This is a genomic window from Verrucomicrobiia bacterium, from assembly GCA_026414565.1.
Classification (GTDB): domain Bacteria; phylum Verrucomicrobiota; class Verrucomicrobiia; order Limisphaerales; family Fontisphaeraceae; genus Fontisphaera.
On sequence record JAOAIT010000028.1, the window covers coordinates 14,096 to 40,273 of the forward strand.

The window sequence follows — 26,178 nt, forward strand, 5'->3', positions numbered from 1 at the left end:
ATGAACGACCAAGCCCCAACCAACCAACCTCCGGAGTCAACACCACTCACCATGATGCACACCAGGCGCTTTCGCGTGCCTGGAGACATCGTGAACCGTTCGACTTCAGATCTCCCGGATGAACAGCGATCACTCATCCGCTGGCTTCACGCCCATGCGGCAGAGAATGATCTCTCCATTGATGACCTAGCCAAACTGGTCCGCTACGATGCCTCAACCCTCCATCGCGTTTTCCACGGAAAATACGATGGCAACCTTTCCCGTGTCTGCGACGAGATCAAGGCCTTCAAGGCCTTGCACGAAGAGCGCAACAAGGGCCGGCGCCTCGGCTTCATCGAGACTGCTCTAGCCAGGAAGATCTGGCGCGTCTGCGATGCCGCACTCGAGTTTCAGCGCATCGCCGTCATCATCGGCGATTCGCAAACCGGAAAGACGGCCGCACTTGAAAGGTATCGTGAAGATCACAACCACGGCAGCACCATCTACGTCCGCTGTCCCACCAGCGGGACGCTCCGCCTTTTTCTCGATGAAATGGCCCGCGCCATGCGGATTTCACCGAACTTGGTAAAGCACGACCTCATGGAGCGCCTCCTCAGATCATTCGACGACCGAATGCTCCTAATCGTTGATGAAATTCATCAATGTTGTTACGGGAGGGCGGACTCTGCTCTACGCACAATAGAATTCATCCGCGAAATCCATGATCGAACAAAATGCGGTGTCGTTTTGTGCGGGACATCCGTTTTTGATGAGGAGATGGAATCAGGACGTTTCTCGCGCATCCTTGCACAAACCAAGCGGCGGAGGCTTTGCAAGCTCATGCTCCCCAATTCACCGTCCGCCGAAGATCTTAATGCCTTCGCCGCAGCCTACGGCCTGCCCCCGGCCACCGGGCAGCATGCGAAGCTTCAGGCCGACATCATTCGCACCGAGGCCCTCGGCATGTGGCTCTGCATCCTCCGCATGGCCGCCAAGATCGCGGCCAAACGCAAGGAGAAAATGAACTGGGACCACGTCTCCGCCGCCCACGCCGGCCTCCGCTCACTCGAAACCATTTAATCCACCATGAACACCATCATCCAACTCTTCCGCATCTTGCAATGGTATGCCTTCACCGAGACCAGGTGCGCCTGGTGCCGCCCATATCGCCGCATCCGCCGCGCCTGGCTCTGGCCAAAACGCATCTCTCATGGCATGTGCCATGATTGCTTCGTCAAACTCATTTCCAACCCCAATTAAAAAATGAAACACTCGCTCAGACTTCACTTGGAAAACCTCTCCGCAGAGGAATTGAACTTCATCACATCAATCCTCAAAAAGTTCACCGAGGATGACCCCAAAGTCCGCCGCATGATCATCCGCGGCGAAGTCTCCATTCTCGCCCGCGATGGTGGGCATCCCATGTTCATCCCAACTTTCATCCCCAAAGTTCAACACCACCTTCCCCACCACCACGACTAATCCTGATCCCATGAAAAAAACCACACAACCCACAACCCGCGACGAAGCCGTCGAGCTGCTCGGCCAAATCCGCGCCGCCACCATCAACCTCCGCCACCACCAACTTGATCGTGAATCCCGCATCAAGGCCATTGATGATGAATTCCGGCCACGAATCGAATCGTTGCAGGAGAAAATCGAATCCATGTCTGCTGCCCTTGAATCATGGGCTGAATCCAACCCCGCCGAATTCGGCGCCATCAAAAGCATCGAATGTGCTCATGGGCGCTTCGGATTCAGGATCTGCCCACCCGCAGCCAGGTGCATCCGGCCTTTCACCTGGGCCAAAGTGCTCGAAATGATGGAGCGCGATCAAAATTTCCACAAATTCATCAGGACAAAAAAGGAGGTTGATCGCGAAGCCCTCATTTCCGCACGTGAATCCATCGGCCAGGATCAGCTTAAAAAGATTGGTGTTCGCATCGAGCAGGACGAGATCTTTTTCATCGAACCAAGAATCGAAGAATCAACCTGATTCAACCAAAACCCAAGCCCCACATGAAAAATGCGCTCATACAAATTCCTCAACCGCCGACGGCTCCCAGGCGCTGCCTGGCTTGGACGCCAGATGAGATCATCGGCCTGCGAGTCGGTCTTTTCGCCGCCCAAACCACAGGAAAGTTCCGCGATGATCTCATTGAAAAAGCAATCATCGCAATCACCGAAATCTCAGGCTACTCCCGCGAAGAAATCCTCTCGCGAAAACGCGATGAACACCACGCTTTAGCTAGAATGATCATCATGTGGATCGCTGTCCGCGTTGCAAACGCCACGTTCAGCGAAGCCGCACGCATTTTTGGTCGTCACCACGGAGCGATCATGAATGCAGTCTATCGAATTGACGCCTTTCGTGATACCCGGCCCGGATTCGCTGAGTCGCTCGACCGACTTGTTCAAAAAATCACGGCCGAAACCTAATCATGCCAACACCGAAACAAAAAGCCTGGTATTGGCGGGAATGGGCCGCCGTCGTCGCCGAATGCAAGCGCGCCGGCATCCAGGTACCGGACCGCCACGAACTCCATCGCCGCGCACTGGGACACGATTCAAGCATGCTCGAACTCGATAACCACGAGCTCGATCTCGTCATCGCCGAATTTCGCTCGTGGAGCCAGCCCGATGACCTCCAGGCCCAACTCCTACCAGCAGCCCAGCAGCGGAAAAGAAAAATGTGGAAGTTAAACCAGCTTTTAGGCGAGCTTGCAGTCCTTTTGCAACAGGATGGAAATGAATCCGAAAAAACAAAATCAGCCCGCGCCAATCGCTACCTTTGGGCCATCCTGCGCGATAAGTATGGGAATCGTCCACCTGAAGATCTCCGCGACGCCGAACTAAGCCTGCTGCTGGTGGATCTGACTCGCGCCATTTCACGCCGTCGCGAATCAGTTGACGAACCTTTTTAGCCATGCTCGAACAACTCGATCTCCAATTCACCCGCCGTGGCCGGCGCATCCTGGCCCAACGCGGCGGCATGGATCGAGTCCTCCAAATCCTCGCCTCCGCCCCAGATTGGCTCAGCGCCGGCGCCCTCTGCCGAGAGCTCGGCCTCCCACCTACCGAGCACAACAAACGCTGGCTCCGCCTCCTGGCCGAAAACTCCGACGGACAAATCATCTCCGGCCAGCTCGGCTACCGCCTAACCACTAAGGCCTCACTCCAAGAGATCGAGGAATCCGCCACTTGGCTCGAGCACCAGGCCCGCCGCATGGCCGATCGCGCCCGCGCCATTCGCCGCCGCGCCCACCGCCTGATCTAGCCTCCTGTGATCTAGCCTCCTGGATCAAAATCATCCCACCGAAATTAGCAGAAAATGTTGCTCAAAAATTTGTCACTTTATCGTTATCGCAGCCTATTTTGCTAATTTCCCGCCCTCGCTAAAAAAATCCTCATAACTCCCTCATTTCCAGGCTCTTCCATCATTTTCCCGCCTTGTCCATCCCTCCCGTCATTTTCCAGAAGGGAAAATGCGGAAGGGGAAATGCAAAGTGCAAAGTGCAAAAAGGGAGGGGACGGGGGCGGTGGTTACGGTGCCGTTATGAAGTGAGGGTCTTCCGGGACTTGGGTTGGGGGGCGATTTTGGTCTAAAGATTCTTTTTTTCCTGCCGATAGGATAGCTGAGATATTGGGCGGCCTGCCCCGGGCGGGGTGAGGGTCGCCGCATGGAGTTTGCGAGCAGGGATTTTTTGTGTTGCGAGGCTGGGTCATAGTGGTTTTAGGCATGGCGGCCGCATGGCCGGCGGGGGCGGCGTATTTGCCGCTGCTGGGGCCGGGTCCGCTGCGCTATGAGCGGCCGGTGCGGGCTGCCCGGGCGCCGGTTGCGCCGGCAGTGGAGGCCCCGGCGGCTTCCGTGGCGGAAGCGCCCAGCTCCGGGGACGCTGCGCCGCCCACGCCCCCCCCTGCACCGGCAGCGGTGGTGGAGCCAGCGCCGGCAGTTTCCACCAATGTGGCGCCTGGGCCGGTGGAAGTGTTCCCTGGGCCTTCTTTGAACGTCACCAATGTGGCGGCGCCGCCAGCGCCATCGTCGGCGCAGGTTTCGGCCGAGCCGGAGATTACGCCGCAGATGCTGGTGCAGTATTTCAAGATGCCCGCGCCCGTGGGGGGCACGAATAGTGCCGGGGTCATGGTGACCGTGCCGTTGTTTCAACCGCCGCAGCCCGGCCGGATTCCGCCCAGCTCGGCACGCTACGAGACGCCTGAACCGCGGCGGCCAGCTCCATGAAAGTTCTAAAAATATTCTGTGGCGTGTGGTGCCGCGGCCTTCCCGGCGGGGGTTGGGGTGGGCTGGCGTTGGGAGGGGTGCTGGCCACGGCGCTGGCGGGGGCGCGGCTGGAGGGGGCGGCGCCGGCGGGCGTTGCATCCAACGGGCCGCCGGTGAGGCTTACCAATGCGCCGGCGGCGGCCCCGCAGGCGTCCCAGAATGTGGTGGAGGCGCCCACCAACAGTCCGGCGGCCGGTCTCATTAATGATTATGTGCAGCGGCTGGTTAAAGCCGGGGTTACAGGGTGGGGCGCGGGGACCTTGACCAATCCACCGGCGCCGGGCCAGATAACGAGCAGCAACCTGCTGACGCTGAGACTGCAGGCGTCCAATCAGGTGTTCCGGGTGAGGCAGTTTCAGGAGCAGTTGGAGGCGGCGCGGGAGCTGCGAAAGATGCGGGATCACCGGCAGGCGGCGGCATTGCTGATTGGCATTCTGGAATCGGACGCCCCGGAGGAGATCAAGCGGCCGGCGCTGTTTGAGCTGGCGCTGGTGGCGCAACAGGAGGGGCAGCTTGGGCGGGCACAGCAGATTTTCTCGCAGTACGTGAAGCGTTACCATGATGACCCGGCGGTGCCGGAGATTTTGTTGCGGCAGGGCATCCTGTACCGGGAGATGGGGGTGGGGGCGCTGGCGTTGAGCAAGTTTTACGCGGTGTTGTCCAGCGCGCTGTCCCTGCGGCTGGATCAGTTTGAATATTACCAGCGGCTGGTGTTGCTGGCGCAGACGGAGATTGCGGAGACGTATTATGGGCGGGGCCAGTATGCCGAGGCGGCGGAGTTTTATGCGCGGTTGCTGCGGCTGGATTCGCCGGAGCTGAACAAGGAGCGGATGCATTACCGGTATTTGAAGTCCCTGGCGCATCTGCATCAGCATGAGACCCTGGTGCCGCAGGCGCAGGAGTACCTGCAAAAGTATGCGGGGAGCGCGGACGAGGCGGAGGTGCGGTTTTTGCTGGCCAGCGCGCTCAAGCAACTGGGGCGGAATCGGGAGGCGCTGCAGCAGGTGCTGGCCCTGTTGGAGAAGCAGCGGCGGGACGCGGCGAGAAACCCGCAGAACTGGGCCTACTGGCAGCAGCGCACGGGCAATGAACTGGCCAACCAGTTGTATCAGGAGGGGGATTATCTCAACGCGCTGGAAATCTACCTGAGTTTATTGAATCTGGATGCTTCGCCGCGGTGGCAGGGCCCGGTGCTGTATCAGATTGGGCTGGTCTATGAGCATTTGAAACAGCCGGAGCGCGCGCGGGATTATTATCAGCAGGTGCTGGCGCTTTCCAGCAAGCTGAGTGACGCGCCCTCCCCCGGCCTCAAGGCCTTGATTGAGATGGCGCAATGGCGCATCCAGTTTTTGCAATGGCGGGCGCAGGCGGAAAACCTGCTGCCCACCCGCGCGCTGCCCAAGGGCAACGCGAGCCAGCCGCCGCCGGAGCCGGCGGCGCCCGGGCCGAAGTCGTGATGGAAAGCGCATTACAACCTTTGCAGGAGCATCGGCAGGTGTGCCAGGAGCTGCTGGCCGCCTTTGAACGGGAAGCCGCCGGGTTGCAAAGCGGTGAACTGACCGTGCTGGCGGAGGTGGACGCACTGCGCCGGCAGGTCCTGCCGCGATTGCAGGAGCTGACCCGGGAGCTTCGTGCGCGGCGCGAGGCGTGGGAGCGGCTGCCGGCGGCGCAGCGGCAGATGCCGGCCGGCTGGCGCGCCCTGCTGGAGGAGAATCAGGCCATGGTGCTGCGGCTGCTGGCCCTGGACCGGGAGAATCAGCAGGCCCGGCTGCGGTTGGGGCTGGTGCCTCCCGCACATTGGCCGGCCCCCCGCCCTGCCTCGGGGCAGGGGTACGTCACAGAATTATATCGCCGGCATACCGCCGCCTGATATAATTCCGCCATGCCGATCGAGAAAATCATTGTTCTCGAAGACGACCTGATTGTCCGCAAAAACCTCGAGCAACAGCTTCGTTCCCGGCGGTATGACGTGGCGGCCGTGGAAACCATTGCGGCGGCGGAGGATTATCTGGCGCGGGACAATTTTGACCTGCTGATCGCGGACATCCGGCTGCCGGACGGGGATGCCACGGATTTGCTCAAGCGGCTGAACAGCCGGCCGGTGCGGCCGCTGGTGGTGATGATCTCGGGTTTTGCGACGGTGGAGTCGGCGGTGGAGTGCATGAAGGCGGGGGCGTTTGATTATTTGATCAAACCGTTCAGCGCCGAGCAGTTGGAGGTGGTGATCCGCAAGGCGGCCGAGTTCACCCAACTGTTGCGGGTCAACCAGTTTTATGGGCGGCAGGCGGAGGACGAGGACGCCTTTCAACTGCTGGGGCAGAGCAAGGCGATGGAGGATTTGCGGCAGCTCATCCGGCGGGTGGCGCGCACGGAGGCCACCGTGCTGATCCAGGGGGAAAGCGGGACGGGCAAGGAGCTGGTGGCGCGGGCGCTGCATCAACAAAGCCCGCGGAATGGGGCGCCGTTTATCAAGGTGAACTGTGCGGCCATCCCGGAAAACCTGATTGAGAGCGAATTTTTCGGCCACGAGAAAGGGGCGTTTACGGGGGCGCTGGCCAAGCGGGAAGGCCGGTTTGAACTGGCGCATGGGGGGACGATTCTGCTGGACGAGATCAGCGAAATCTCGCCTGCGGTGCAGGCCAAGCTGCTGCGGGTGCTGCAGGAGCGGGAGTTTGAGCGGGTGGGCGGCAACCGCACGGTGAAGGTGGATGTGCGGGTGATTGCCACCACCAACCGGCATCTGGAGCAGAGCGTGGCGCGCAAGGAATTCCGGCAGGATTTGTTTTTCCGGTTGAATGTGGTGCCGGTGCTGGTGCCGCCGTTGCGGCAGCGGAAAGAGGACATTCTGTTGCTGGCGCGGCATTTCATGCAGCGGTTCATGCGCAAGCATGGGGTGAAGATCACCGGCCTCTCGCCCGCCAGCGAGGCGGCGCTGGTGGAGCATGACTGGCCGGGCAACGTGCGGGAGTTGCAGAATGTGATCGAGCGCGCCGTCATTCTGGGGGGCGAAAGCGGGGTGATCGAGCCGGAGCATCTGGGCTTGATGCGCACGGTGAGCCTGGCGGCGGCCACGCCGGCGGCCGAGGCCGCCCCCGCCACCCCGGCCGGGATGGCGCCGGCCGCCGGGATGGCGCCGGCCGCCCCACCGGCAGGGGCGGAGGTCATCCCGCTGGCGGAATTGGAGAAGCGGCACATCCTGGCGGCGCTGGAGAAGTGCGGCGGCAACCGCACGCATGCCGCCCGGTTGTTGGGCATCAGCGTACGCACCCTGCGCAACAAATTGCACGAATACAACGCCGGGGGCACGGGCGGGGAAGAGGAAGGAGAGGAGGCGTGAGCGAGTGCCGGATTGCTGAGCGGAGGAAGCCCATGCGTGCGGGGGGGGCGCGGCAGGGTTTTTGGACGTGCCGGGCGGGCAGGGCGGGGCCGGGGCAGGAGGGCGTAACTTTCAGCGGCGCTCAAGCATCTAAAGGAATGGCATGATGGCTCATCTTGAACGGCGGCGCGCCGGGGGCGCTCCGAGTTGGGTTTGGTCGCGGCGGCAGTGGTTGATGCTGGTTCTGGGGCTGGGTTGGCTGGTGTTGGCCCCGGCGGCCTGGAGCGCGGCGGCGCTGACCCAGGTTTTCCGGCCCGAGAAACTGGCCGAGCTGGATCAGGCCATAACGGCGGCCATCACCAACGGGGATGCTCCGGGGGCGGTGGTGTGGATTGAGCGCCACGGGACGGCCTACGTGAAAGCCTATGGTCAGCGGGCCGTCACCCCCGCGCCGGAGCCGATGACCACCAACACGATTTTTGATGCCGCGTCGCTCACCAAGGTGCTGGCCACCGCGCCGGCCATTTTGTGGTTGGTGGAGCAGGGGAAGATTGGGCTGGATGACCCGGTATCCAAGCATCTGCCCGAATTTGTGGGGGAGGACCGTGAGGCCATCACGGTGCGGCTGTTGCTGACGCATTATTCGGGGTTGCCGTCGGGCCTGACGCGGCGCGATTTCAATGGCTACGCGGGGGCCATTGCGCAGGCGGTCAGCGAGCGGCCCAATCCCGCGCCGGGGACGACCTTCCGCTACTCGGACGTGAATTTCATTCTGTTGGGGGAGATCGTGCGCCGGGTATCCGGGCAGTCGCTGGCGGATTTTGCGCGGGAAAAGTTTTATGAGCCGCTGGGCATGCGGCAGACGCGATTTCTGCCGCCGGACGATTGGCGGGCGAACATTGCGCCCACCGAACGGGTGGGTGGCACGGTATTGCGCGGGGTGGTGCACGATCCCACGGCCCGGCGGATGGGGGGGGTGGCCGGGCATGCCGGCCTGTTCACCACCGTGGCGGATACGGCCCGTTTTTGCCGCATGATGCTCAACGAAGGCGAGCTGGAGGGGCGGCGGGTGTTGAAGGCCGAGACGGTGAAACTCATGGTTTCCGTGCAATCGCCGCCCGGGGGCAGTGCGCGGCGGGGCCTGGGCTGGGATATTGACTCGCCCTATGCCGGGCCGCGCGGGAAGGTGCTGCCGCTGGGTTCTTACGGGCACACCGGCTGGACGGGGACGAGCCTGTGGATTGATCCCTTTTCCAAGACCTTCGTGCTGTTGTACACCAACCGCAATCATCCCAGCGGGGGCAATGTGGTGAAACTGCGGTCGGTGGTGGCCACGCTGGCGGCCGAGGCGGTGGTGGGCTTTGACTTTGCCAATGTGCCGGGCGCGCTGCCGCCGCTGCCGGCCAATTCGCGGCCGTGAGCCGCGGCGTCAGGCGGATGGGGGCGGGGATTGGCGGCGGCGCCATTCGCGCCAGATCAAGGGGAAGACCGGCGCAAATTTTCCGGGCTGGTGCTGCAGCCACCAATCCACTTCTTCCGGCGCGAGCCATCGGCCTTCGCTGATTTCCTCGGGGTTGAGGCGGAAGGGGCCCTCGGCTTCGCAGCGATACACCCAGACAAACTCCTGTTCGGTTGCATTGGAGGCGGGCAGCTTGAACAGGCGCACGGGGGGCGTGGTCACGGCCAGGCCGATTTCCTCCAGCAACTCCCGCTCGGCGGCGTGATCGTATTTTTCGCCGGCGTCCACGTGGCCGGAGGCGGAGGAGTCCCACAGGTTGGGGTGTTGGTCCTTGCGGCTGCTGCGTTTTTGGAGGAAGATTTCGCCGCGGCGGTTGAAGACCAGCACATGCACGGCCCGGTGCCGGAGGCATTGGAAATGCACTTCGTTGCGGAGGGCCTGGCCCACCACTTCATCGTTGGGATCCACCACGTCGAGCAATTCATTTGGCATGAGAGGGAAGATGCAAAGGAGGGGCAGCGGGCGCAAATGGTTTTTTCGGTGGTGAAGGGGGGCGTCGGGGGTGTTCTGCGGGGTGATTGACAGTTGCAAGGGGCGGCTGCATGCTCGACATTAGATAGACAAACACACAGAAAACATGAGCGTATGAAGACCAGATGGGCAGTATTGGCTGCTGGGGTGGCGCTGCTGGCATTACACGGGCAGGCGGCGGAGCGCACGTTGTTGCTGATTGCCGGGCGGCCGAGTCATCCGCCGGGGATGCATGAATTCCGGGCGGGGGCGTTGTTGTTGCAAAAATGCCTGGCGGAGGTGCCGGGGTTGAAGACGCTGGTGGCCTCCAACGGCTGGCCCACGGAGGCGGGATGGCTTGAGCGGGCGGATGCGATTGTGATTTATGCCGATGGCGGCGGGGGGCATCCGGCCATCCAACAGGATCGCCTGAAATTGCTGCAGGGGTTGCTGGACAAGGGGGTGGGCTTTGGCGTGATGCATTATGCCTGCGAGGTGCCCAAGGACCGCGGCGGGAAGGAATTTTTGGAGTGGGTGGGTGGGTACTATGAGGACCGGTACTCGTGCAATCCCATCTGGGAGCCGGAGTTCAAGCGGTTTGTGAATCATCCCACCACCCGCGGGGTGCAGCCGTTTTCCATCAAGGACGAGTGGTATTTCTGCTTGCGCTTCCGCGAGAACATGGAGGGGATCATTCCCATTCTGGCGGCGACGCCTTCGGACAAGGTGCGCAACGGCCCGTATGTCTGGCCGGCGGGGCCGTATCCGCATGTGCAGGCGGCTTCGGGCCGGGAGGAGGTGATGATGTGGGCGGTGGAGCGGCCGAATGGGGGGCGCAGCTTTGGGTTCACTGGCGGGCATTTTCACGCGAACTGGGGCGAGCCAAACTTCCGCAAGGTGGTGCTCAACGCGCTGCTGTGGGTCAGCAAGGTGGACGTGCCGCCGCAGGGGGTGGCGTCCACGGTGACGGCGGAGGAGCTGCAGCAAAACCTGGATCCGAAGGGCAAGAAATAAGCGGGGCGCGGCGTCATGGCCATTTCTGTTGCGATTGTGGAGGACAATGACCAGTTGCGCTCCACCCTGGCGCGGGTGCTGGAGCGGGCCGAGGGGTTTCGCTGTGTGGGACAATATCCCAATGCGGAGGAGGCGCTGGCGGCCCTGCCGGCAGTCAAGCCGGATGTGGTGTTGATGGACATCAACCTGCCCGGGCAGAACGGGGTGGAGTGCGTGCGCCGGCTCAAGCCGCAACTGCCGCAGACCCAGGTGGTCATGCTCACCGTATATGAGGACACGGACAACATCTTCAACGCGCTGGCGGCCGGGGCCAGCGGGTACCTGCTGAAGCGGACTTCCCGCGATGAGTTGTTGGCCGCCATCAAGGAGGTGCATGCCGGCGGCTCGCCCATGACGGCGCACATAGCGCGGAAAGTGGTGCAGTCTTTTCAGCGGACCGGGCCGTCGCCGCAGCCGGCGGAAAACCTCTCGCCCCGGGAGCAGGAGGTGCTGGATTTGTTGAGCCAGGGTTTTCTGTACAAGGAAATTGCCGATCGCCTGGGCGTCAGTTACGAGACGGTACACACCTACATCCGCCGCATTTATGAGAAGCTCCAGGTGCGCACGCGCACGGAGGCGGTGGCCAAATTCCTGCGGCGGTAGGGGGGACAAGGGTGTCCCCAGCGTGTCCCCAGAACTGGTGACTGGCACGAAAAGCCGCCGCGAGTACATTAGAGGCGTCATTGCGACGAAATATCGCGGACTGTGTGCAAAGGCGTAAAACCGCGGCGCCACGTCGGATGACAGGTGGTAAGGGCGAGTAAGCGGGTAAAAAGCTTTGTTCTCAACTGAGAAGCCGGGTCAAAAACCCGGCTTTTCGGTTTTTCAGGGGGGCGGCGCGGGAGCTTGCCTTGCGTTGGGGTGACGGAGCATGATGGCGGGCATGAAACCCGTGGTCATGGCCGTGGCGGCGCATCCGGATGATATTGAATTCATGATGGCCGGCACCCTGCTGTTGTTGCGCGAGGCCGGGTGGGAGGCGCATTACCTGAATCTGGCGAGCGGCAATTGCGGCAGCCTGGAGCATCCTTCGGCGGTGGTGCGGCGGGTGCGGGCGCGCGAGGCGCAGGCCGCCTGCCGCATCTTGGGGGCGACATGGCATGCGCCGGTGGTGGATGACCTCGAAATATTTTATGAGTTGGGCCTCATTCTGCGGGTGGCGGCGGTGATCCGGGAGGTAAATCCGCGGATTCTGCTGGTGCCTTCGCCGCAGGATTACATGGAGGATCACACCAATGCGTGCCGGGTGGCGGTGAGCGCAGCGTTTGTGCGGGGGATGCCCAATATCAAGACCCAACCGCCCCGCCCGCCGGTGGCGGGGCCGGTGACGGTGTATCATGCCCTGCCGCACGGGCTGCGTGATCCGCTGCGGCGGCGGGTACTGCCCGGGGCGTTTGTCAACACGACACGGGTGCAGGCGCGGAAGCGGGAGGCGTTGGCGGCGCATCAGAGCCAGAAGCGCTGGCTGGACGCCACGCAGGGGATGGACTCCTATTTGCAGGTGATGGAGCAGTTTGCGCGCGAAGTGGGGCGGATGTCGCGCAAGTTCAAGTATGCCGAGGGCTGGCGCAGGCATCTTCATTATGGTTTTTGCGAGGAGCAGGACGATCCGCTGCGGGCGGCGCTGGGGCGCGATTATCTGGTGAACGAGGCTTATGAGCGGGCATTGGAGCGGGGGGGCTGTTGAGGGGCCCATGGCTGGGGCTGATTACCCTCCGCTGCTTGAGTTTTTGACCACGAATAAACACGAATAAACACCAAAGCAGGGACACGAAGCCCGCGCCTGACGGCGAGGGGAAGGCGGAGCGAGGGCGCCGGGATGGCGGCCCGGTTGGTGGTGGGAATAAAAAAGCCGCCGGCAGCGCGCCTCGCCTCACGCCACCGGCGGCAGGAGCGTCGCAGCCAACCCGTTAGTTGGCGGGACGCAAGCGATAGAAGCGCTGGGCCGCAGTTGGCGCTTCCAATAAAATGTTCAATCCGTTGTACGACATGGGCGCGTTGGTAATCACCGTCCATGTTTGGGCGTCCACGGTGGGCGCCCATTCAAGCTGCCATTGTCCCTGCGATTGCGGCCATCCGATCCACACCGCCTGACCAATCGCCAGGCCCGGGGCGGTGTGCGGCTGGATTTCCTGGACGAACAGCTCATAGCCCATGGTGCCGTCCGTCCCTGAGCCTGATTCCTGAGTAAACACCCCAATGGCGTCAAAGCGTCCCTCCGGCATCGGCCCCACGCTGTAGCGCGGCAGGCGCAAGGTGAAGTAGCGGTTGGCGCCGTCCGTCACCGTGCACAGCCGCTGGCCCCACACCGCGTTGGGATTCCAGCCATTCGTGCCGTAGTATCGCGCGCCGAGGGAATTGGTCAAGGCTGGATTATTCACCAGTTGCAGGTTCACCAAACGGACGCGCATGCCCTGGTAATACTCGCCGCCGGACTGGCGGGTGACATCGAAAATATCCTCGTGCGTGGCGGGATTGCCGTCGTCCACGCGCCGCACCTGGGCCAGGGTCACCGTTTCGGGGGTGGGCAGGCCGTAGTTGGGCGTGATGAGGCGAATGTCAAAATTGGCGTTGGGCGAGATGTCATGCGCTTCGTTGATGTTGCGTTTGCCGCCGTAAAAGAGGGAGCGGCGCACGGTTACTTCAATCAAGTCGCCTTTGCGGAATTTGCGGCCGGTTTCCGGGTCGTGGCTGAGGCGGAGCACTTCGGCCACCCAGGCGGCGTTGGTGTAACTCAGCTCGCTGTCGCGGACCCAGGGCAGGTTGCCGTAGTTTTGGCCCATCCAGCAGGTCGTGCCGCCGCGGTCGCCCGCGTCCACGGCCTGAAAGACGATCTGCCATTCGCCGCCCATGCGTGTGGGGCCGCTGTAGCCCGGGTCGTAGGGGATATAATTGGGCGTGGGATTGAGCATTTCCTCGGGGTCGGTGAGGAGCACGCCGCGGATGGTGAAAGGAAATGACCCGGACCAGGCGCTGGTGCCGTTGGTGGTAACGGATTGCAGGTTGGCGTGGGTTTCGAGGTTGGCGGCCAGGGCCGTGGCGCCGGCGAGCAGGGCAGCGCCAGCGGTGGCCAGGAGGCCATGCATCATTTTCATTGAAGTGGACATGAGCTTGGTGTTCAGGCCCCGTATTATGGTTACCCCGGGCGGGGGTGGGGCTTGACCAACCCGTCCGAAGTTGTTACGATTTTTATAAATAGTATGACGACTGCATCGTATTACGCAATATAAAAATCGTATGAATTATACTGCGAGCAAGGTGGATCCCCGGATTGTTTATTTTGATCAACTGGCGCCGCGGTGGGACACCCACTGCAGCAACCCGGCGGCGGTGCTTGAGCGGCTGCGGGGCTTGAGGCCGCGGCTGCCCTTGCACGCGGGGCAGCGGCTGCTGGAGGTGGGCTGCGGGACCGGCCAGATTACGGGCTGGCTGGCGGAGCAAGTGGCGCCGGGCCGGGTGACGGCCGTGGATTTTTCTCCGGCGATGCTGGCGCTGGCGCGCGCGCGCGGGGTGTCGGCCGATTTCCTGGAAGCGGATGTCTGCCAGGGGCCGCCGCCAGGGGGGCCGTATGATGGGGTGTTGTGTTTCAATGCGTTTCCCCATTTCCGGGATCAGGATGCGGCGTTGCGGCATCTGGCGGCGGTGCTGAAGCCGGAGGGTGTATTGGTGGTGCTGCACCTGTGCGGGAGCGAGGCGCTCAACGAGTTTCATCACCAGCTTCAGGGGCCGGTGACGCATGATCATCTGCCGCCGCTGGACTGCTGGCCGCTGATGCTGCGCGATGCCGGGCTGGTGTATGAGGAGGGGGAGGATCAGGCGGACTTGTTTTTGGTGAAGGCCAGGCGGCCGGCGCGGGGCTGAAGACCGGCCGCAAAAGGCATCGCTTCCGAATCCTCCCTGCCCCAACTCCGAAATATGGAGATGCGTGGCCTGGGCAGGCCGGGGTTGCTCCCGGCGCGGGAGGATGATGGCAAACGCCAAGGGAGCCGCTGCCCTGCGGGGGTGCCTGCCTGCGGGGCGCCAGCTTGAAACTATTGCAGTGGCGGGCGGGGGATGGCATGCTGGGCGTTATGAGGATGAAACTTGGTTTGGGTTTGGTGATGGCGGTGTTGGTGTTGGGATGCGTCTCCTGCGCCACGGGGCCGCGGGGCGGCGTGGCGCCCAGCCTTACGGCGGCGGGCGCGCAGGGTGAATTTGCCGGGTGGCGTTCGTACAGCGAGCAGGCGGGCACGGCCACGGCGGCGGTGTGGCAGATGGAGACCAACGGGGTGTTGATTTGCCGGGGCGCGCCCAAGGGCTATTTGTACACTGAGAAGGATTATACGAATTTCAAAATTGAGTTTGAGTACCGCTTTCCGCCGGGGGCCACCCAGAGCCACGGAGGCGTGCTGGTGCGGTTGACGGGGGAGCACAGCATCTGGCCGCGGAGCCTGGAATTCCAATTGAATCAAGGGCAGGCGGGGGATTTTTGGGGCTTGCGGGGGTTTGTTTATACGGGGCCGGAGGATCGTTTTCGCGTGCTTACCAACACGCCCTACGGCACGCTGAGGCATCTGCGGCGATTTCGGGCCATGGAGAAACCGGCGGGCCAGTGGAATCGGTTTGAGGGTCTGGTGTACGGCGACATGGCCGTTCAGAAGATCAATGGGGTGACCGTCAACCGGGCGGTGGGATGTGACGTGGTGGCGGGCAAGATTGCCTTGACGGCGGAAGGCGAGGAGATCCACTTCCGCAATGTGCGGATAACGCCGTTGCCTTGAGGGCTGGAGTGAAGCATGGCCGGTCAAACGGGGGGGAACAGGGAGGAGGGCCGGGAGGCCCGGCAGGGGGACGAAGCGGACAGGTGTTGTTTTGGGTGTGGGCGCTGGTGGTGATGGCGGGCTGCCAGGGACCCCGGCCGCAATATGCCGGCAGGAGCAGCGAGCCGCCCAAGCCCACCCCGCCGCCGGTCGCTTTGCCCACCCGCGAGGCGCTTCCGCCGGCTCCGCGGCGGGTGCTCAATGGCATTGATGTGCTGCAACGGCAGGGTTATGCGCCGCTGCGGGGCTTGCGGGTGGGCTTGATCACCAATCACACCGGCACGGACCGGCAGCGCAATTCCACCATTGATTTGTTGCATCAGGCGCCGGGGGTGAAACTGATGGCGCTGTTCAGTCCCGAGCATGGATTGCGGGGGACGCTGGATGAGAAAGTGGCTGATGGCGTGGACAGCCGGACGGGGCTGCCGGTGTACAGCCTGTATGGAGTGCGCCAGCGTCCGGCGCCCGAGCAGTTGAAGAACCTGGATGCGCTGGTGTTTGACATTCAGGATATTGGCTGCCGTTTTTACACTTATATATCCACGTTGGGCTATTGCCTGGAGGCGGCGGCGGAGGCGCAGCTCAAGTTTTTTGTGTTGGACCGCGTCAATCCCCTTGGCGGCGTGGTGATGGAGGGGCCGGTTTACGAGGGCGAGCCGCAGTTTGTGGCATTTCACGCGCTGCCCCTCCGCCACGGGATGACGGTGGGGGAGCTGGCGCGGTTGTTCCAGCAGGAGCGGGGGTGGAAAGTGGATTTGACCGTGATTCCGGTGGCGGGGTGGCGGCGGGAGGATTGGTTTGATGCCACGGGGCTGCCGTGGATCAATCCCTCGCCCAACATGCGCTCGCTGACGCAGGCCACGCTGTATCCGGGCGTGGGGCTGCTGGAATTTGCGGTGTCGGTGGGACGGGGGACGGACACGCCGTTTGAGGTGGTGGGGGCGCCCTATGTGAATGACCTGGAGCTGGCGGAGGCGTTAAATGGGGCGGGGCTGCCGGGCATCCGGTTTGTGCCGGTGCAATTCACGCCCACGGCCAGCGTGTTCCACGGCCAGCAATGTGGGGGCGTGAATCTGATCATCACGGATCGCACGCGGCTGCGGGCGGTGGATGTGGGGGTGGTGCTGGTGCAAACCTTGTACCGGCTGTATCCCCGGGACTTCGCGATTGACAAAGTGCACAGGCTGTTGTTGGACAAGGAAGGGTTGGAGGCCATCAAGGCCGGGCGTCCGCTGGCGGAAATACGGCGGCGCTGGGAGCCGGGTTTGGAGGCATTTGCCCGGCGGCGCGCGAGCGTGCTGTTGTATTAGGCGGGCCGGGGGCGGTTCAGCGCACCACCTCAATCACATCGCCGGGTTCCAGCGTCACGTTTTCCTGGCCCTGCAGAAGGCGGCGGGGGTTGATTTGAAAAACCTGGCCTTTGCGGATGAGCATCAGGTTGCGCGGGGTGCTCAGGGTGGTGACTTCCGCCTGCAGCAGGGCCTCCGTCAGGGTCAGGCCTTCGGTCCAGGGCACCACCGGATTTTTGACCGGGCCGCGAAAGCTGATCACTGCTTGTTGGGCCTGCATTTGCTGCCGGGCCTGCTCCATGCCGGCGGCGAAGGCGCGATCCCGTTCCGCCTGGCGGCGGGCGCTGCCGCCGCAACCGGCGCCGGCGATGAGGGCGGCGGCCAACAGGCAGGCTGTGGCCTTGAATCCCGCGGTTGAGAGTGGACGCATCATCAGCTTTTAAGCGGTTTGCCCACGTTGATCTTGTGTTGCAGATGGTAGCCGGCGTTGTAGGCGTATTTTTCGGCCCAATACTTGAGGCCGGCGCGCTCTTCGTCGGTGAGGGGCCGCACCACTTTGGCGGGGGAGCCAAGCACCATTGAGCCGGGGGGGATGACCGTGCGCTGGGTGACCAGGGCGCCAGCTCCGACAATGGACTGGCGGCCGATGACCGCGCCGTCCAGGATGACGGCGCCCATGCCGATGAGCACTTCATCCTCGACGGTGCAGGCGTGGACAATGGCGCTGTGGCCCACGGTGACGTAATTGCCGATGAGGCAGGGGTAGTCATCGGCCAGATGGAGCACGGCGTTATCCTGCACGTTGCTGTGATGACCGACGACGATGCGGTTGATGTCCCCGCGCAAGACGGCGTTGTACCATACGCTGGCATGATCGCCGAGGGTCACATCGCCCACCACCACGGCGCCTTTGGCGATGTAAACCTTGCGGCCCAGGACGGGCTGTTTGCGCAGATATTTTTCCAATTGCTCGTGCAACTTGTCCATGGCCCCACCTTACCTTAAACGGGGCGGTTCGGCCATGCAAAAGCGCGGGGAGGGGGGCCAGGGTTGGGGTATCGGGCTTACTTCGGTGCAGTTCAAGGTCATGAGCTCTTGCCGCGAGGGGGAGATGCTCCGGCTCCAATGGCGAAGCGGAGAGACAGGGATGGGCCCCACATGCCGTGAAGTTTTTGACCTGTTGTGCTGCCGGGCGATGTGGTAAGGTTACGGTTGTTCATACAGCGTCTATGCAACTTCATTTACGGCCAGCCTGGGGTTTCTTGACCGCGGTAATGATCCTGTGTTTCAGCGTCGGCGTCATGGCCGCCGAGCCGGTGCTTTACAAGGGGCATCTGGTGCATCCGGAGCGGGTGCTGGTGAAGCTGAGGTCAGCGCCAGGGGGACAGTTGGCGGCGCCCACCGCGCAGGATTTGGCGGCGCTGGGTGAAGCGCCGCAGGCGTCCATCGCGCTGTTGCCTGGCTGGTGGATCCTCGAGGAAACGCCCCAGGCCAAAGCGGCCGCCGGTGAAGCGGTGGACGCGAAGGCCGCCGTCCGGCGGCTGGCGGCCCGGTTGGAGAAGTTGCAGCGCAGCGGTTTGTTTGCCTGGGTCGAGCCGGACTGGCTGTTGACGAAATGCGCCACGCCCACCGATGCGGCCTTCACGGATGGGCGGCTCTGGGGGTTGCGCAACACCGGGCAGAGCGGCGGCACCGTTGGGGTGGATGTGGGGGCGGTGGCGGCTTGGGACGTGACGGTGGGTTCCACCAATGTCATTGTGGCGGTGGTGGATACGGGGATTCGTTATACGCATCAAGATTTGCAGGCCAACATGTGGCGCAACCCCGGGGAGGTGCCGGGCAACGGGGTGGACGATGATCGGGATGGTTACGTGGACAATGTGTATGGGATCAACGCCATCACCGGCTCGGGCGATCCCATGGACGACGAAGGGCATGGCACGCATGTGGCGGGCACGATTGGGGCGGTGGCCAACAACGGCCAGCCGGTGGTGGGGGTGGCGTGGCGGGTGCGGTTGATGGCTTGCAAATTTCTGGACGCCAACGGCTCCGGCAAAACTTCCGATGCCATCAAGGGCCTGGATTTTGCCGTGGCCAAGGGGGCGCGGGTCATCAACGGCAGCTTTGGCGGGGGTCCTTACAGCCAGGCGTTTTATGAGGCCCTCGTCCGCGCGCGGGATCGGGGGGTGCTGTTCGTGGCCGCTGCGGGTAATGAAGCCAATAACAACGACACTTCCCCGGTCTATCCGGCCTCGTACGCGGTGGACAACGTGATTGCGGTGGCGGCCATTGACCGCACGGGCGCGCTGGCGGATTTTTCCAATTACGGCCGCACGTCGGTGGATTTGGCGGCGCCGGGGGTGGCGATTTTCTCGTGTTACAACGGCAGCGACACGGATACCAAAAGCCTAAATGGGACCAGCATGGCGGCGCCGCACGTGGCGGGGGTGGCAGCGCTGGTGTGGAGCGCGCAGCCGGCGATGACCGTGAGCGAAATGCGCCAGCGCCTGCTGGGCACGACGGTGGCCATGGGTTCGTTGTTGAATCGCACGGTGACGGGCGGGCGGGTCAACGCGGCGCAGGCGTTGCAGGGCATTGCCACCAATGCCGTGCAGTGGGTGGTCAGCCCGCCGGAGGGCAGCACGGTGGTGGCGGGCAGTTCGACGCGATTCACTGTCGCCCTGCTGGCCGCAAGCCCCGTGACCAACGCCACGGTGACGGCGCAGCCTGCCGGACAAAGCGCGGTGGTGCTGGCCTACAACGCGGCAGAGGATCGGTATGCCGGCCTGCTGGCGGTGCCCTCGTTTGCCACCACCTGGGAGGTGACTTTTTCGCTCAATCTTCCGGGGCGGTTGAGCACGAATTGGGTGGGCAGTTACACGGTCATTACGCCGCCTGCGAATGACAATTTTGCCAAGGGCACCGTGCTGGCCTCCGGCACGAATTTGTGGGTGAGCGGCAACAACCGCCAGGCCAGCCGGGAAAGCGGAGAGCCATTGCATGCCGGCAACGGGGGCGGGGCCTCGGTGTGGTGGCGCTGGACGGCGCCGCAGAGCGGGCGCTATGAGGTGCACACCACCGGGAGCAATTTTGACACGCTGCTGGCGGTGTACACGGGCAACGCGGTGAACGCCCTAACGAGCGTGGCCTCCAATGATGATGATCCTGCAGGCGGCGTCAGCAGCCGCGTGCAATTCCAGGCGACGGGGGGGACGGTTTATCAGATTGCGGTGGATGGCTACAACGGCGCCAGCGGGGACATTCAATTAAACCTGGCCGTCGTGCCGGTGACGCCACCGCCCGCCAACGATGCCTTTGCGCAGTCCATCACCCTCACCGGCGCTTTGGCCACGGTGACCGGCCACAACCGCCTGGCCACGAAGGAGGCCGGCGAGCCGAATCACGGCAGCAACAGGGGCGGGGCGTCGGTGTGGTGGCGCTGGGTGGCGCCCGCGTCGGGGACCGTAAGCCTGACCACGGCGGGGAGCGATTTTGATACGTTGCTGGCGGTGTACACCGGTGGGAGTGTCAGCAGTTTGAACCTGGTGGCCGGGAATGATGACGATCCCAACGGCGGCGTGCAAAGCCGGGTGAGCTTTACGGCCGCGGCGGGCACGGTCTATGCGATTGCGGTGGATGGTTACAACGGCGCGCAGGGGAACATTCAGTTGAATCTCAATCAGGCTCAGGGGCCGGCCCGGCCGTTGAACGATGATTTTGCCGCGGCGAGTGTGCTGAGCGGGACGAATGTGACGGTGTCCGGGGTCAACCGGGGGGCGACGCGCGAGAGCGGCGAGCCGCAGCATGCGGGCAATGCGGGCGGGCGTTCGGTATGGTGGCGGTGGGTGGCGCCCGCGCGCGGGGCCATTCAGGTGCACACCCGCGGCAGCAACTTTGACACGCTGCTGGCGGTGTACACGGGTTCGAGCCTGGGCAGCCTGACGGCGGTGGCGGCGAATGATGATGATCCCGAGGGCGGCACGCAAAGTTACGTGACGCTCAATGTGGTGACCGGCATTACGTATTACATCGCGGTGGATGGTTATCAGGGCTGGCTGGGGGATGTTGCCGCGGGCGACATTCAGTTGCAGTTGCAATATTTGGGGCAGCGCCCGCCGAATGATGATTTTGCGCAGCGGGTGCCGTTGACGGGGGCCGTGGTCACGGCCACGGGCACCAGTGTGGGCGCCACCACCGAGAGCGGCGAGCCGCAGCACAACGGCTTGCCGGCCAACCGCTCGGTGTGGTGGTCCTGGCGGCCGGGGCGGGATGGGTATGTGCGCATCACCACGGAGGGAAGCAGTTTTGACACGGTGCTGGCGGTGTACACCGGCAACACGCTCGGCACGTTGCGGCTGGTGCAGGGCAATGATGATGGGTTGACGGCCATGCCCCCCACGCCGTACTGGAGCGAGGTGTACTTCTGGGCGCGGGCGGACACGACCTACCAGATAGCGGTGGATGGTTTTGGAGCCAGCTCAGGGGCGATGGTGCTGAACATCGCGCAACAGTTGACCTCGAGCAACCTTTATTTCACGGACTTCAACGCCAGCAATGGTTACCGGGCGGGGATGCCCCTGAACGGTCAGAATGGCTGGACGATGCAGGGGGCCTCTCCGGCGTCGCAGATTCTGAGCGCGGGCAGCGGGGGCGAGCAAATGGCGTATATCGGTTATTCACCTACTTATTCGACAACATACAGCCGGCATTATGTGTGGCGGCCGGTGAGCTACCTGCCGGCCACCAATCAGGTGGTGCGTTTTTCCACGCGGATGCGGCTGGTGGATTCCACCAACGGACGCTATGACCATTTTGCCTGGGCGGTGTTCAACCGGTCGGGCGACTTTTTGTTCGAGGTGCGTTTTCACAATGATGAGTCGCCGGTGGGCATTTATTATCGGCTGAATGATGGCCTGCCGCCGGAATCTACCGATGTGACGATGGGCAATGATGTGGAGTACGAGTTTAGCCTGCTGATGGATTTCAACCGCAATGTGTGGGAGGCGTCGCTGGACGGCATGACGTTGGTGGAGGGGGTGCCCATAAACAACGGCAATAATCCGGTGCTGTTGAACCTGGGCGAAATTGATGCGGTGTGGTACTGGTCCAGCCCGCCCAACGGAGGCGACAACTATCTGTTGTTTGATGATTACCGGATCGAGATCCTCACGGTGGGCCGGCCGCCGGTGATCTTGAGTGCGCCGGCCAGTGTGGCGGTGACGGAGGGCGCCACGGTCAACCTGCAGGTGCAGGCGGGGGGCACGGCGCCGCTGTTTTATCGGTGGTTGCGCGATGGCGAAGCGGTGGCCGGCGCCACCAATGCGGTGCTGCTGCTGGCCAACATCAACGTCAACCAGGCGGGGAATTACCAGGTGTTGGTGAGCAATCAGTTTGGCACGGTGCTGAGCGCTCCGGCGGTGGTGCAGGTCAACCGCCCGCTGGTGCGGCCGTCCAATGACCAATTCAGCCAGCGGGCGCAGTTGACGGGGCTGTCCAATGTGGTGACGGCCTCGAATCTGGGGGCAACCCAGGAGTTTGGGGAGCCGCTGCACGCCGGCAATGCCGGCGGCGCCTCGGTTTGGTGGACCTGGCGGGCGCCGGTGACTGGAAGGTTTACGGTGTCCACGGTGGGCAGTGATTTTGACACCGTGCTGGCGGTGTACACCGGCACGGCGCTGGAGCAGTTAACGCTGGTGGCGGCCAATGACGACGCCCAGGCCCAGCAGCGGGGAAGCTGGCTGACCTTTACGGCGCAAAGCAACGCCATTTACCAAATCGCCGTGGACGGTTTTAATGGCGCCTACGGGAACATCCGCCTCAGCCTGAAGCCCGATGCCACGCCGCGCTGGCTGGCGCCTGCGCGGAGCGGCGGCCTGGTGTTTGAATTTACGGGCGAGCAGGGGTTGCGCTTCACGCTGCAAACCTCCACCAACCTCAGGGATTGGCTGACCGTTACCAATTATGTGAACTTGCAGGGCACGGTGCGCCACGTGGAGCCGCCGAGCCAGCCCAGGCGCTTTTATCGCGTGGTGCAGGAGTAAGGCCTGGACGCAGGGCCGCTTCCTGGACCCGCCCTCCCCCGGGCCGGAAAACCCAATCCCGGCAGCAGGAGCGGAGTCGTCATGTTGCCCGGCTGGTACGACGGGGAGAGCGCGACGAAAAACGGCCAGAGCTTCAGCTTGTGGAGGGCCGCAGCAGCGCAGTCCAGGCGGGGAATACGCGGTTTAGGAGGATTGATGTTGCCTTGAGTAGTATAAATCTATCTAATATATCCTATAAACGTTGACACCGGCGGCGGCAGTGGTAGCTTGACCGCAGCAAGAAATCGCAGCCAGCCGGTGGCGTCCGCCCCGGCTGTTTGTCATCCCAGAAGAGTAATTCGCATGAGTGCGGAGACAGTCAAAACGGCCCCCACGGCGCCCGGTGAAGGCCTGAAGCGGGTGGACATTGCGCAAGCGGTGATTCGTATTGCGGGCAATTCCCAGGACGGCATTCAGGCGCTGGGCGGTTTTTTGGCCCGCCTGGCGGGCCGCACGGAGAAGGAGGTCATGACGTTCATGACCATTCCTTCGACCATCTCGGGGGGGCCATCCATTTTCCAGGTGCGGATTGGGTCGGGGGAGGTGTTGAGCGCGGGGGATGAGGCGGATTTGCTGCTGGCGTTTTACCAGCACTCGTATGAGAACCACATCCACTTTTTGAAGGCGGATGGGATGGTGTTGTACGACAGCGACAATGTGGAGCCGAAGCCGGAGTGGACGGCGCGGTGGCGGCATGTGGGGGTGCCGATTTCCACGCTGACGGTGGAGGCGATTGGGGGGACCTCGAAGGACAAGGGAAAGAACCTTTACGCGCTGGGGCTGCTGGCGCGGTTGTATGATTTGGACGTGCCGCGGCTGGAGGAGCTGATTCGCGAGCGGTTCACGGGACGGGACGCCACGGTGCTGACGAACGCGCTGACGGCGTTTCATGCCGGTTATGGTTACTCGCTGGACAAGGCGCGGGAGCTGTACCGCTTTCAGCCAGGGCATCATCATCGGCCGCAGGTGGTGATGAATGGCAACGAGGCGCTGGCGTATGGTTTTCTGGCGGCGGGGGTGCGCTTTGGCGCGGCCTATCCGATTACGCCGTGGTCGGACACCATGGAATTGCTGCGGCGGGAGCTGCCCAAGTACGGGGGCATTTTTGTGCAGTGCGAGGATGAGATTGCCTCCATGTGCATGGCGCTGGGGGCGGGCTATGCGGGGCGGGTGGCGGTGACGGGCACCAGCGGGCCGGGGTTGTCCTTGAAATCGGAGGCGATTGGGTGGGGGGTGATGGCGGAGGTGCCGGTGGTGGTGGTGGACGTGCAGCGGGGCGGGCCTTCCACGGGGCTGCCCACGCAGGTGGAGCAGTCGGATTTGCACATTGCGTGCTTTGGGACGCACGGGGATGCGCCGCGGATTGTGCTGGCGCCGGCGGATGTGGAGGATTGTTTTTACACGGCCATCGAGGCGGTGAACATTGCGCGCAAGTACAACACGGTGGTGACGGTGCTCAGCGATCAGGCGATAGCCACGCGGATCGAGGCATTTGAGGAGCCGGACTTGGAGAAGATCTGCCAGGAGCTGCCGATTGATTTGACGCCGGTGGCGGAGCACAAGCCCTATGATTTGAGCGCGCCGGACGGCATCTCCCGGCACATCCCGCCGGGCACGCCGGTGCTCAACGGCAAGTATCCGGTGGCGGCCGGGCTGGAGCACGACGAGATGGGGCATCCCAGCGCCTCGCCCAAGTACCACATGGCGATGACGGCCAAACGGCGGAAGAAAATCCAGGCCTTTGCCGCCACGCTGCCCGTGCCGGAGGTGTACGGGCCGCCGGAGGGGGAGCTGCTGCTGGTGGGATGGGGTTCGACGCAGGGGCCGATTCGCGAGGCGGTGGACTTGGCGCGCAGCCAGGGCGAGATCATCTCGGCATTGCATTTGCGTTACTTGAATCCATTGCCGCCGAAGCTGGACGAGATTTTGCGGCGTTTCCGCCATGTGCTGGTGGTGGAGATGAATGATGAGGGGATTTACGGGTACGGGCAACTGGCCATGTTGCTGCGCGCCCGTTACTGCCTGAATCACATTGGGGGTCTCAACAAGACCGAGGGCTTGACCTTCAAAGTGCGCGAGATTTACGAGGGCGCGATGGCGCGGCTGGCGCAATGGCGCGCCGGGGCGGGAGCGCAATAACCTTTACGAACGAGCAACGGGTGACGCTTATGAGTGAGAGCACCACAGCAACGCAGGAAAAAACGATCGCGCTGGCGGTGATGCCCGCCGCGCCGGGCCGCAAGCCGTTGACGAAGAAGGATCTGGTGGCGGATCATCCCACCTGGTGCCCCGGCTGCGGGGATTTTTCCGTGCTGGCCATCTTTTTGAAGATGCTGGAGAAGCGGCAACTGGAGCACGAAAAGATCACCACCGTTTCGGGCATCGGCTGCTCGAGCCGATTCCCGTATTTTGTGCAGGCGCACGGGGCGCATTTCATTCACGGTCGGACGCTGCCCTTTGCGACGGGGGTGGCGCTGACGCGGCCGGATTTGCATGTGTTTGTGTTCAGCGGCGACGGGGATGCGCTGTCCATTGGGGGCAATCACTTCACGCACACGGCGCGCAAAAACGTCAAGATGACGGTGGTGGTGATGGACAACCAGGTGTATGGGCTGACCAAGAAACAGACCTCGCCCACCTCGCCGATCGGCTACCGCAGCAAGACGGATGTGACGGGCGCGGTGGACCGGCCCATCAACCCGCTGAAACAGGCGCTGGCCTCCGGGGCCACGTTTGTGGCGCGCACCACCCACACCAATCCGAATCACATGCTGCAAATGCTCGAAGCGGCGTTTGATCATCAGGGTTTCAGCTTCATCGAGTGCCTGAGCGAGTGCGTGGAGTTTTACGAGGGGGCGTTTGATGCGGCCAATCCGCGCAAAGGCGGCCAGTTCAAGACCGTGCCGGCGGAGCATGACGTCACCAATGAGGTGGCCGCCTATCAACTGGCGGATGAGCCATTTCCGGGCTATTTCGGCATTTTCTATCAGGTGCGGCGGCCCACGAAATATGAGGTCGAGCAGCGGCTGATTGAGCAGGCGCGCAAGCCGCTGGCCGGGCTGGCGCCGTGGCAGATTCTGCAAAAGAGTTTTGCCAACATGCGGTGAGCCGCGGGGCGGCGGGCGGCGGGCGGGCCACCGCAGGTGGCGCGCGGCGCCGCGGCATGTTTGTGGGCGTGGAAAAGCCGGTTAAATTTCTCAGGGAGGGTCCACTTCGGTTGCAGAAAAATTTTCTGTACAAGTGCCGTGATGGGGGTAGGTTGGCAGTGAATAAACCCAAAGCTCATGGTGACCCCATCAGGTTGTCAGGGCGTGAATTCTTTGAAAAATCGCGGTGAATGAGGCGGGATGAGGCGCGCGGGCGCGACAGCCGTGGCGGCGCGGGGCCGAAGGCTGCAAAACCCCTGTTTTTACA

Annotated in this window: 25 protein-coding genes; 20 read left to right on the plus strand and 5 right to left on the minus strand. The window is 63.0% G+C overall.

The window, feature by feature from the left end; all coding sequences use genetic code 11:
• Both N3J91_07005 and N3J91_07010 read left to right on the plus strand, forming a co-directional pair.
• On the plus strand, positions 1-1,059 hold the full coding sequence (locus tag N3J91_07005) for an ATP-binding protein (GenBank protein MCX8156177.1): 1,059 nt from the start codon (positions 1-3) through the stop codon (positions 1,057-1,059).
• 6 nt (positions 1,060-1,065) lie between these two features.
• Positions 1,066-1,239 (plus strand): hypothetical protein, encoded by a 174-nt coding sequence (locus N3J91_07010; GenBank protein MCX8156178.1) that lies wholly within the window; start codon positions 1,066-1,068, stop codon positions 1,237-1,239.
• A gap of 66 nt (positions 1,240-1,305) precedes the next feature.
• Here the strand turns inward: N3J91_07010 and N3J91_07015 are convergent, their stop codons facing one another.
• Positions 1,306-1,473, minus strand: a complete 168-nt coding sequence (locus tag N3J91_07015) for a hypothetical protein (protein MCX8156179.1) — start codon at positions 1,471-1,473, stop codon at positions 1,306-1,308.
• Here N3J91_07015 and N3J91_07020 point away from each other — a divergent pair.
• From N3J91_07020 to N3J91_07060, 9 genes are all read left to right on the plus strand, one after another.
• Entirely contained in the window at positions 1,472-1,975 is a 504-nt protein-coding gene (locus tag N3J91_07020) for a host-nuclease inhibitor Gam family protein (protein MCX8156180.1), read from the plus strand. The genes N3J91_07015 and N3J91_07020 overlap by 2 nt on opposite strands.
• A gap of 23 nt (positions 1,976-1,998) precedes the next feature.
• Entirely contained in the window at positions 1,999-2,418 is a 420-nt protein-coding gene (locus N3J91_07025; protein MCX8156181.1) for a hypothetical protein, read from the plus strand.
• 2 nt (positions 2,419-2,420) lie between these two features.
• Entirely contained in the window at positions 2,421-2,903 is a 483-nt protein-coding gene (locus tag N3J91_07030) for a hypothetical protein (GenBank protein ID MCX8156182.1), read from the plus strand.
• Positions 2,904-2,905: 2 nt separating this feature from the next.
• On the plus strand, positions 2,906-3,256 hold the full coding sequence (locus N3J91_07035; protein ID MCX8156183.1) for a hypothetical protein: 351 nt from the start codon (positions 2,906-2,908) through the stop codon (positions 3,254-3,256).
• 462 nt (positions 3,257-3,718) lie between these two features.
• Positions 3,719-4,219 (plus strand): hypothetical protein, encoded by a 501-nt coding sequence (locus tag N3J91_07040; protein ID MCX8156184.1) that lies wholly within the window; start codon positions 3,719-3,721, stop codon positions 4,217-4,219.
• The gene (locus tag N3J91_07045; GenBank protein ID MCX8156185.1) at positions 4,216-5,715 is read left to right on the plus strand and encodes a tetratricopeptide repeat protein; all 1,500 of its coding nucleotides are present in this window, start codon (positions 4,216-4,218) and stop codon (positions 5,713-5,715) included. The genes N3J91_07040 and N3J91_07045 overlap by 4 nt, the downstream gene beginning before the upstream one ends.
• A complete protein-coding gene (locus tag N3J91_07050) occupies positions 5,715-6,128 on the plus strand; it encodes a hypothetical protein (GenBank protein ID MCX8156186.1) in 414 nt (137 codons plus the stop codon). The genes N3J91_07045 and N3J91_07050 overlap by 1 nt, the downstream gene beginning before the upstream one ends.
• A 12-nt stretch (positions 6,129-6,140) precedes the next feature.
• Positions 6,141-7,595 carry a sigma-54 dependent transcriptional regulator gene (locus tag N3J91_07055; GenBank protein ID MCX8156187.1) on the plus strand — a complete coding sequence of 485 codons (1,455 nt, stop codon included), beginning with the start codon at positions 6,141-6,143 and terminating at the stop codon, positions 7,593-7,595.
• 142 nt (positions 7,596-7,737) lie between these two features.
• Positions 7,738-8,994, plus strand: a complete 1,257-nt coding sequence (locus N3J91_07060) for a beta-lactamase family protein (protein MCX8156188.1) — start codon at positions 7,738-7,740, stop codon at positions 8,992-8,994.
• A 9-nt stretch (positions 8,995-9,003) separates the two neighbouring features.
• Here the strand turns inward: N3J91_07060 and N3J91_07065 are convergent, their stop codons facing one another.
• On the minus strand, positions 9,004-9,525 hold the full coding sequence (locus N3J91_07065; GenBank protein MCX8156189.1) for an NUDIX domain-containing protein: 522 nt from the start codon (positions 9,523-9,525) through the stop codon (positions 9,004-9,006).
• 153 nt (positions 9,526-9,678) lie between these two features.
• Between N3J91_07065 and N3J91_07070 the strand changes: the two genes are divergently transcribed.
• From N3J91_07070 to N3J91_07080, 3 genes are all read left to right on the plus strand, one after another.
• Positions 9,679-10,557, plus strand: coding sequence for a ThuA domain-containing protein (locus N3J91_07070; GenBank protein MCX8156190.1), 879 nt, complete (start codon positions 9,679-9,681; stop codon positions 10,555-10,557).
• Positions 10,558-10,572: 15 nt separating this feature from the next.
• Complete coding sequence (locus N3J91_07075; GenBank protein ID MCX8156191.1) at positions 10,573-11,199, plus strand: response regulator transcription factor; 627 nt, start codon at positions 10,573-10,575, stop codon at positions 11,197-11,199.
• A 280-nt stretch (positions 11,200-11,479) separates the two neighbouring features.
• Positions 11,480-12,283: a PIG-L family deacetylase gene (locus tag N3J91_07080; GenBank protein ID MCX8156192.1), complete on the plus strand. Its 804-nt coding sequence runs from the start codon at positions 11,480-11,482 to the stop codon at positions 12,281-12,283.
• 223 nt (positions 12,284-12,506) lie between these two features.
• Here N3J91_07080 and N3J91_07085 read toward each other — a convergent pair whose 3' ends face one another.
• Positions 12,507-13,685 carry a hypothetical protein gene (locus N3J91_07085; protein ID MCX8156193.1) on the minus strand — a complete coding sequence of 393 codons (1,179 nt, stop codon included), beginning with the start codon at positions 13,683-13,685 and terminating at the stop codon, positions 12,507-12,509.
• A gap of 148 nt (positions 13,686-13,833) precedes the next feature.
• Here N3J91_07085 and N3J91_07090 point away from each other — a divergent pair, with 148 nt between their 5' ends.
• The 3 genes from N3J91_07090 (at position 13,834) to N3J91_07100 (ending at position 16,705) form a co-directional block, all read left to right on the plus strand.
• Positions 13,834-14,457: a methyltransferase domain-containing protein gene (locus tag N3J91_07090; GenBank protein MCX8156194.1), complete on the plus strand. Its 624-nt coding sequence runs from the start codon at positions 13,834-13,836 to the stop codon at positions 14,455-14,457.
• Between the two features lie 209 nt (positions 14,458-14,666).
• Positions 14,667-15,356 carry a DUF1080 domain-containing protein gene (locus tag N3J91_07095; protein ID MCX8156195.1) on the plus strand — a complete coding sequence of 230 codons (690 nt, stop codon included), beginning with the start codon at positions 14,667-14,669 and terminating at the stop codon, positions 15,354-15,356.
• Between the two features lie 83 nt (positions 15,357-15,439).
• Complete coding sequence (locus N3J91_07100) at positions 15,440-16,705, plus strand: DUF1343 domain-containing protein (protein MCX8156196.1); 1,266 nt, start codon at positions 15,440-15,442, stop codon at positions 16,703-16,705.
• A gap of 16 nt (positions 16,706-16,721) precedes the next feature.
• On the opposite strand, the gene N3J91_07105 is transcribed toward N3J91_07100, so the two are convergent.
• The gene (locus N3J91_07105) at positions 16,722-17,117 is read right to left on the minus strand and encodes a hypothetical protein (protein ID MCX8156197.1); all 396 of its coding nucleotides are present in this window, start codon (positions 17,115-17,117) and stop codon (positions 16,722-16,724) included.
• Positions 17,117-17,671, minus strand: a complete 555-nt coding sequence (locus N3J91_07110) for a gamma carbonic anhydrase family protein (GenBank protein ID MCX8156198.1) — start codon at positions 17,669-17,671, stop codon at positions 17,117-17,119. The genes N3J91_07105 and N3J91_07110 overlap by 1 nt, the downstream gene beginning before the upstream one ends.
• 287 nt (positions 17,672-17,958) lie before the next feature.
• Here N3J91_07110 and N3J91_07115 point away from each other — a divergent pair, with 287 nt between their 5' ends.
• From N3J91_07115 to N3J91_07125, 3 genes are all read left to right on the plus strand, one after another.
• Entirely contained in the window at positions 17,959-22,725 is a 4,767-nt protein-coding gene (locus tag N3J91_07115; GenBank protein MCX8156199.1) for a S8 family serine peptidase, read from the plus strand.
• Between the two features lie 342 nt (positions 22,726-23,067).
• Positions 23,068-24,903: a 2-oxoacid:acceptor oxidoreductase subunit alpha gene (locus N3J91_07120; protein ID MCX8156200.1), complete on the plus strand. Its 1,836-nt coding sequence runs from the start codon at positions 23,068-23,070 to the stop codon at positions 24,901-24,903.
• Positions 24,904-24,932: 29 nt separating this feature from the next.
• Positions 24,933-25,871: a thiamine pyrophosphate-dependent enzyme gene (locus tag N3J91_07125; protein ID MCX8156201.1), complete on the plus strand. Its 939-nt coding sequence runs from the start codon at positions 24,933-24,935 to the stop codon at positions 25,869-25,871.
• Positions 25,872-26,178: the final 307 nt, after the last annotated feature.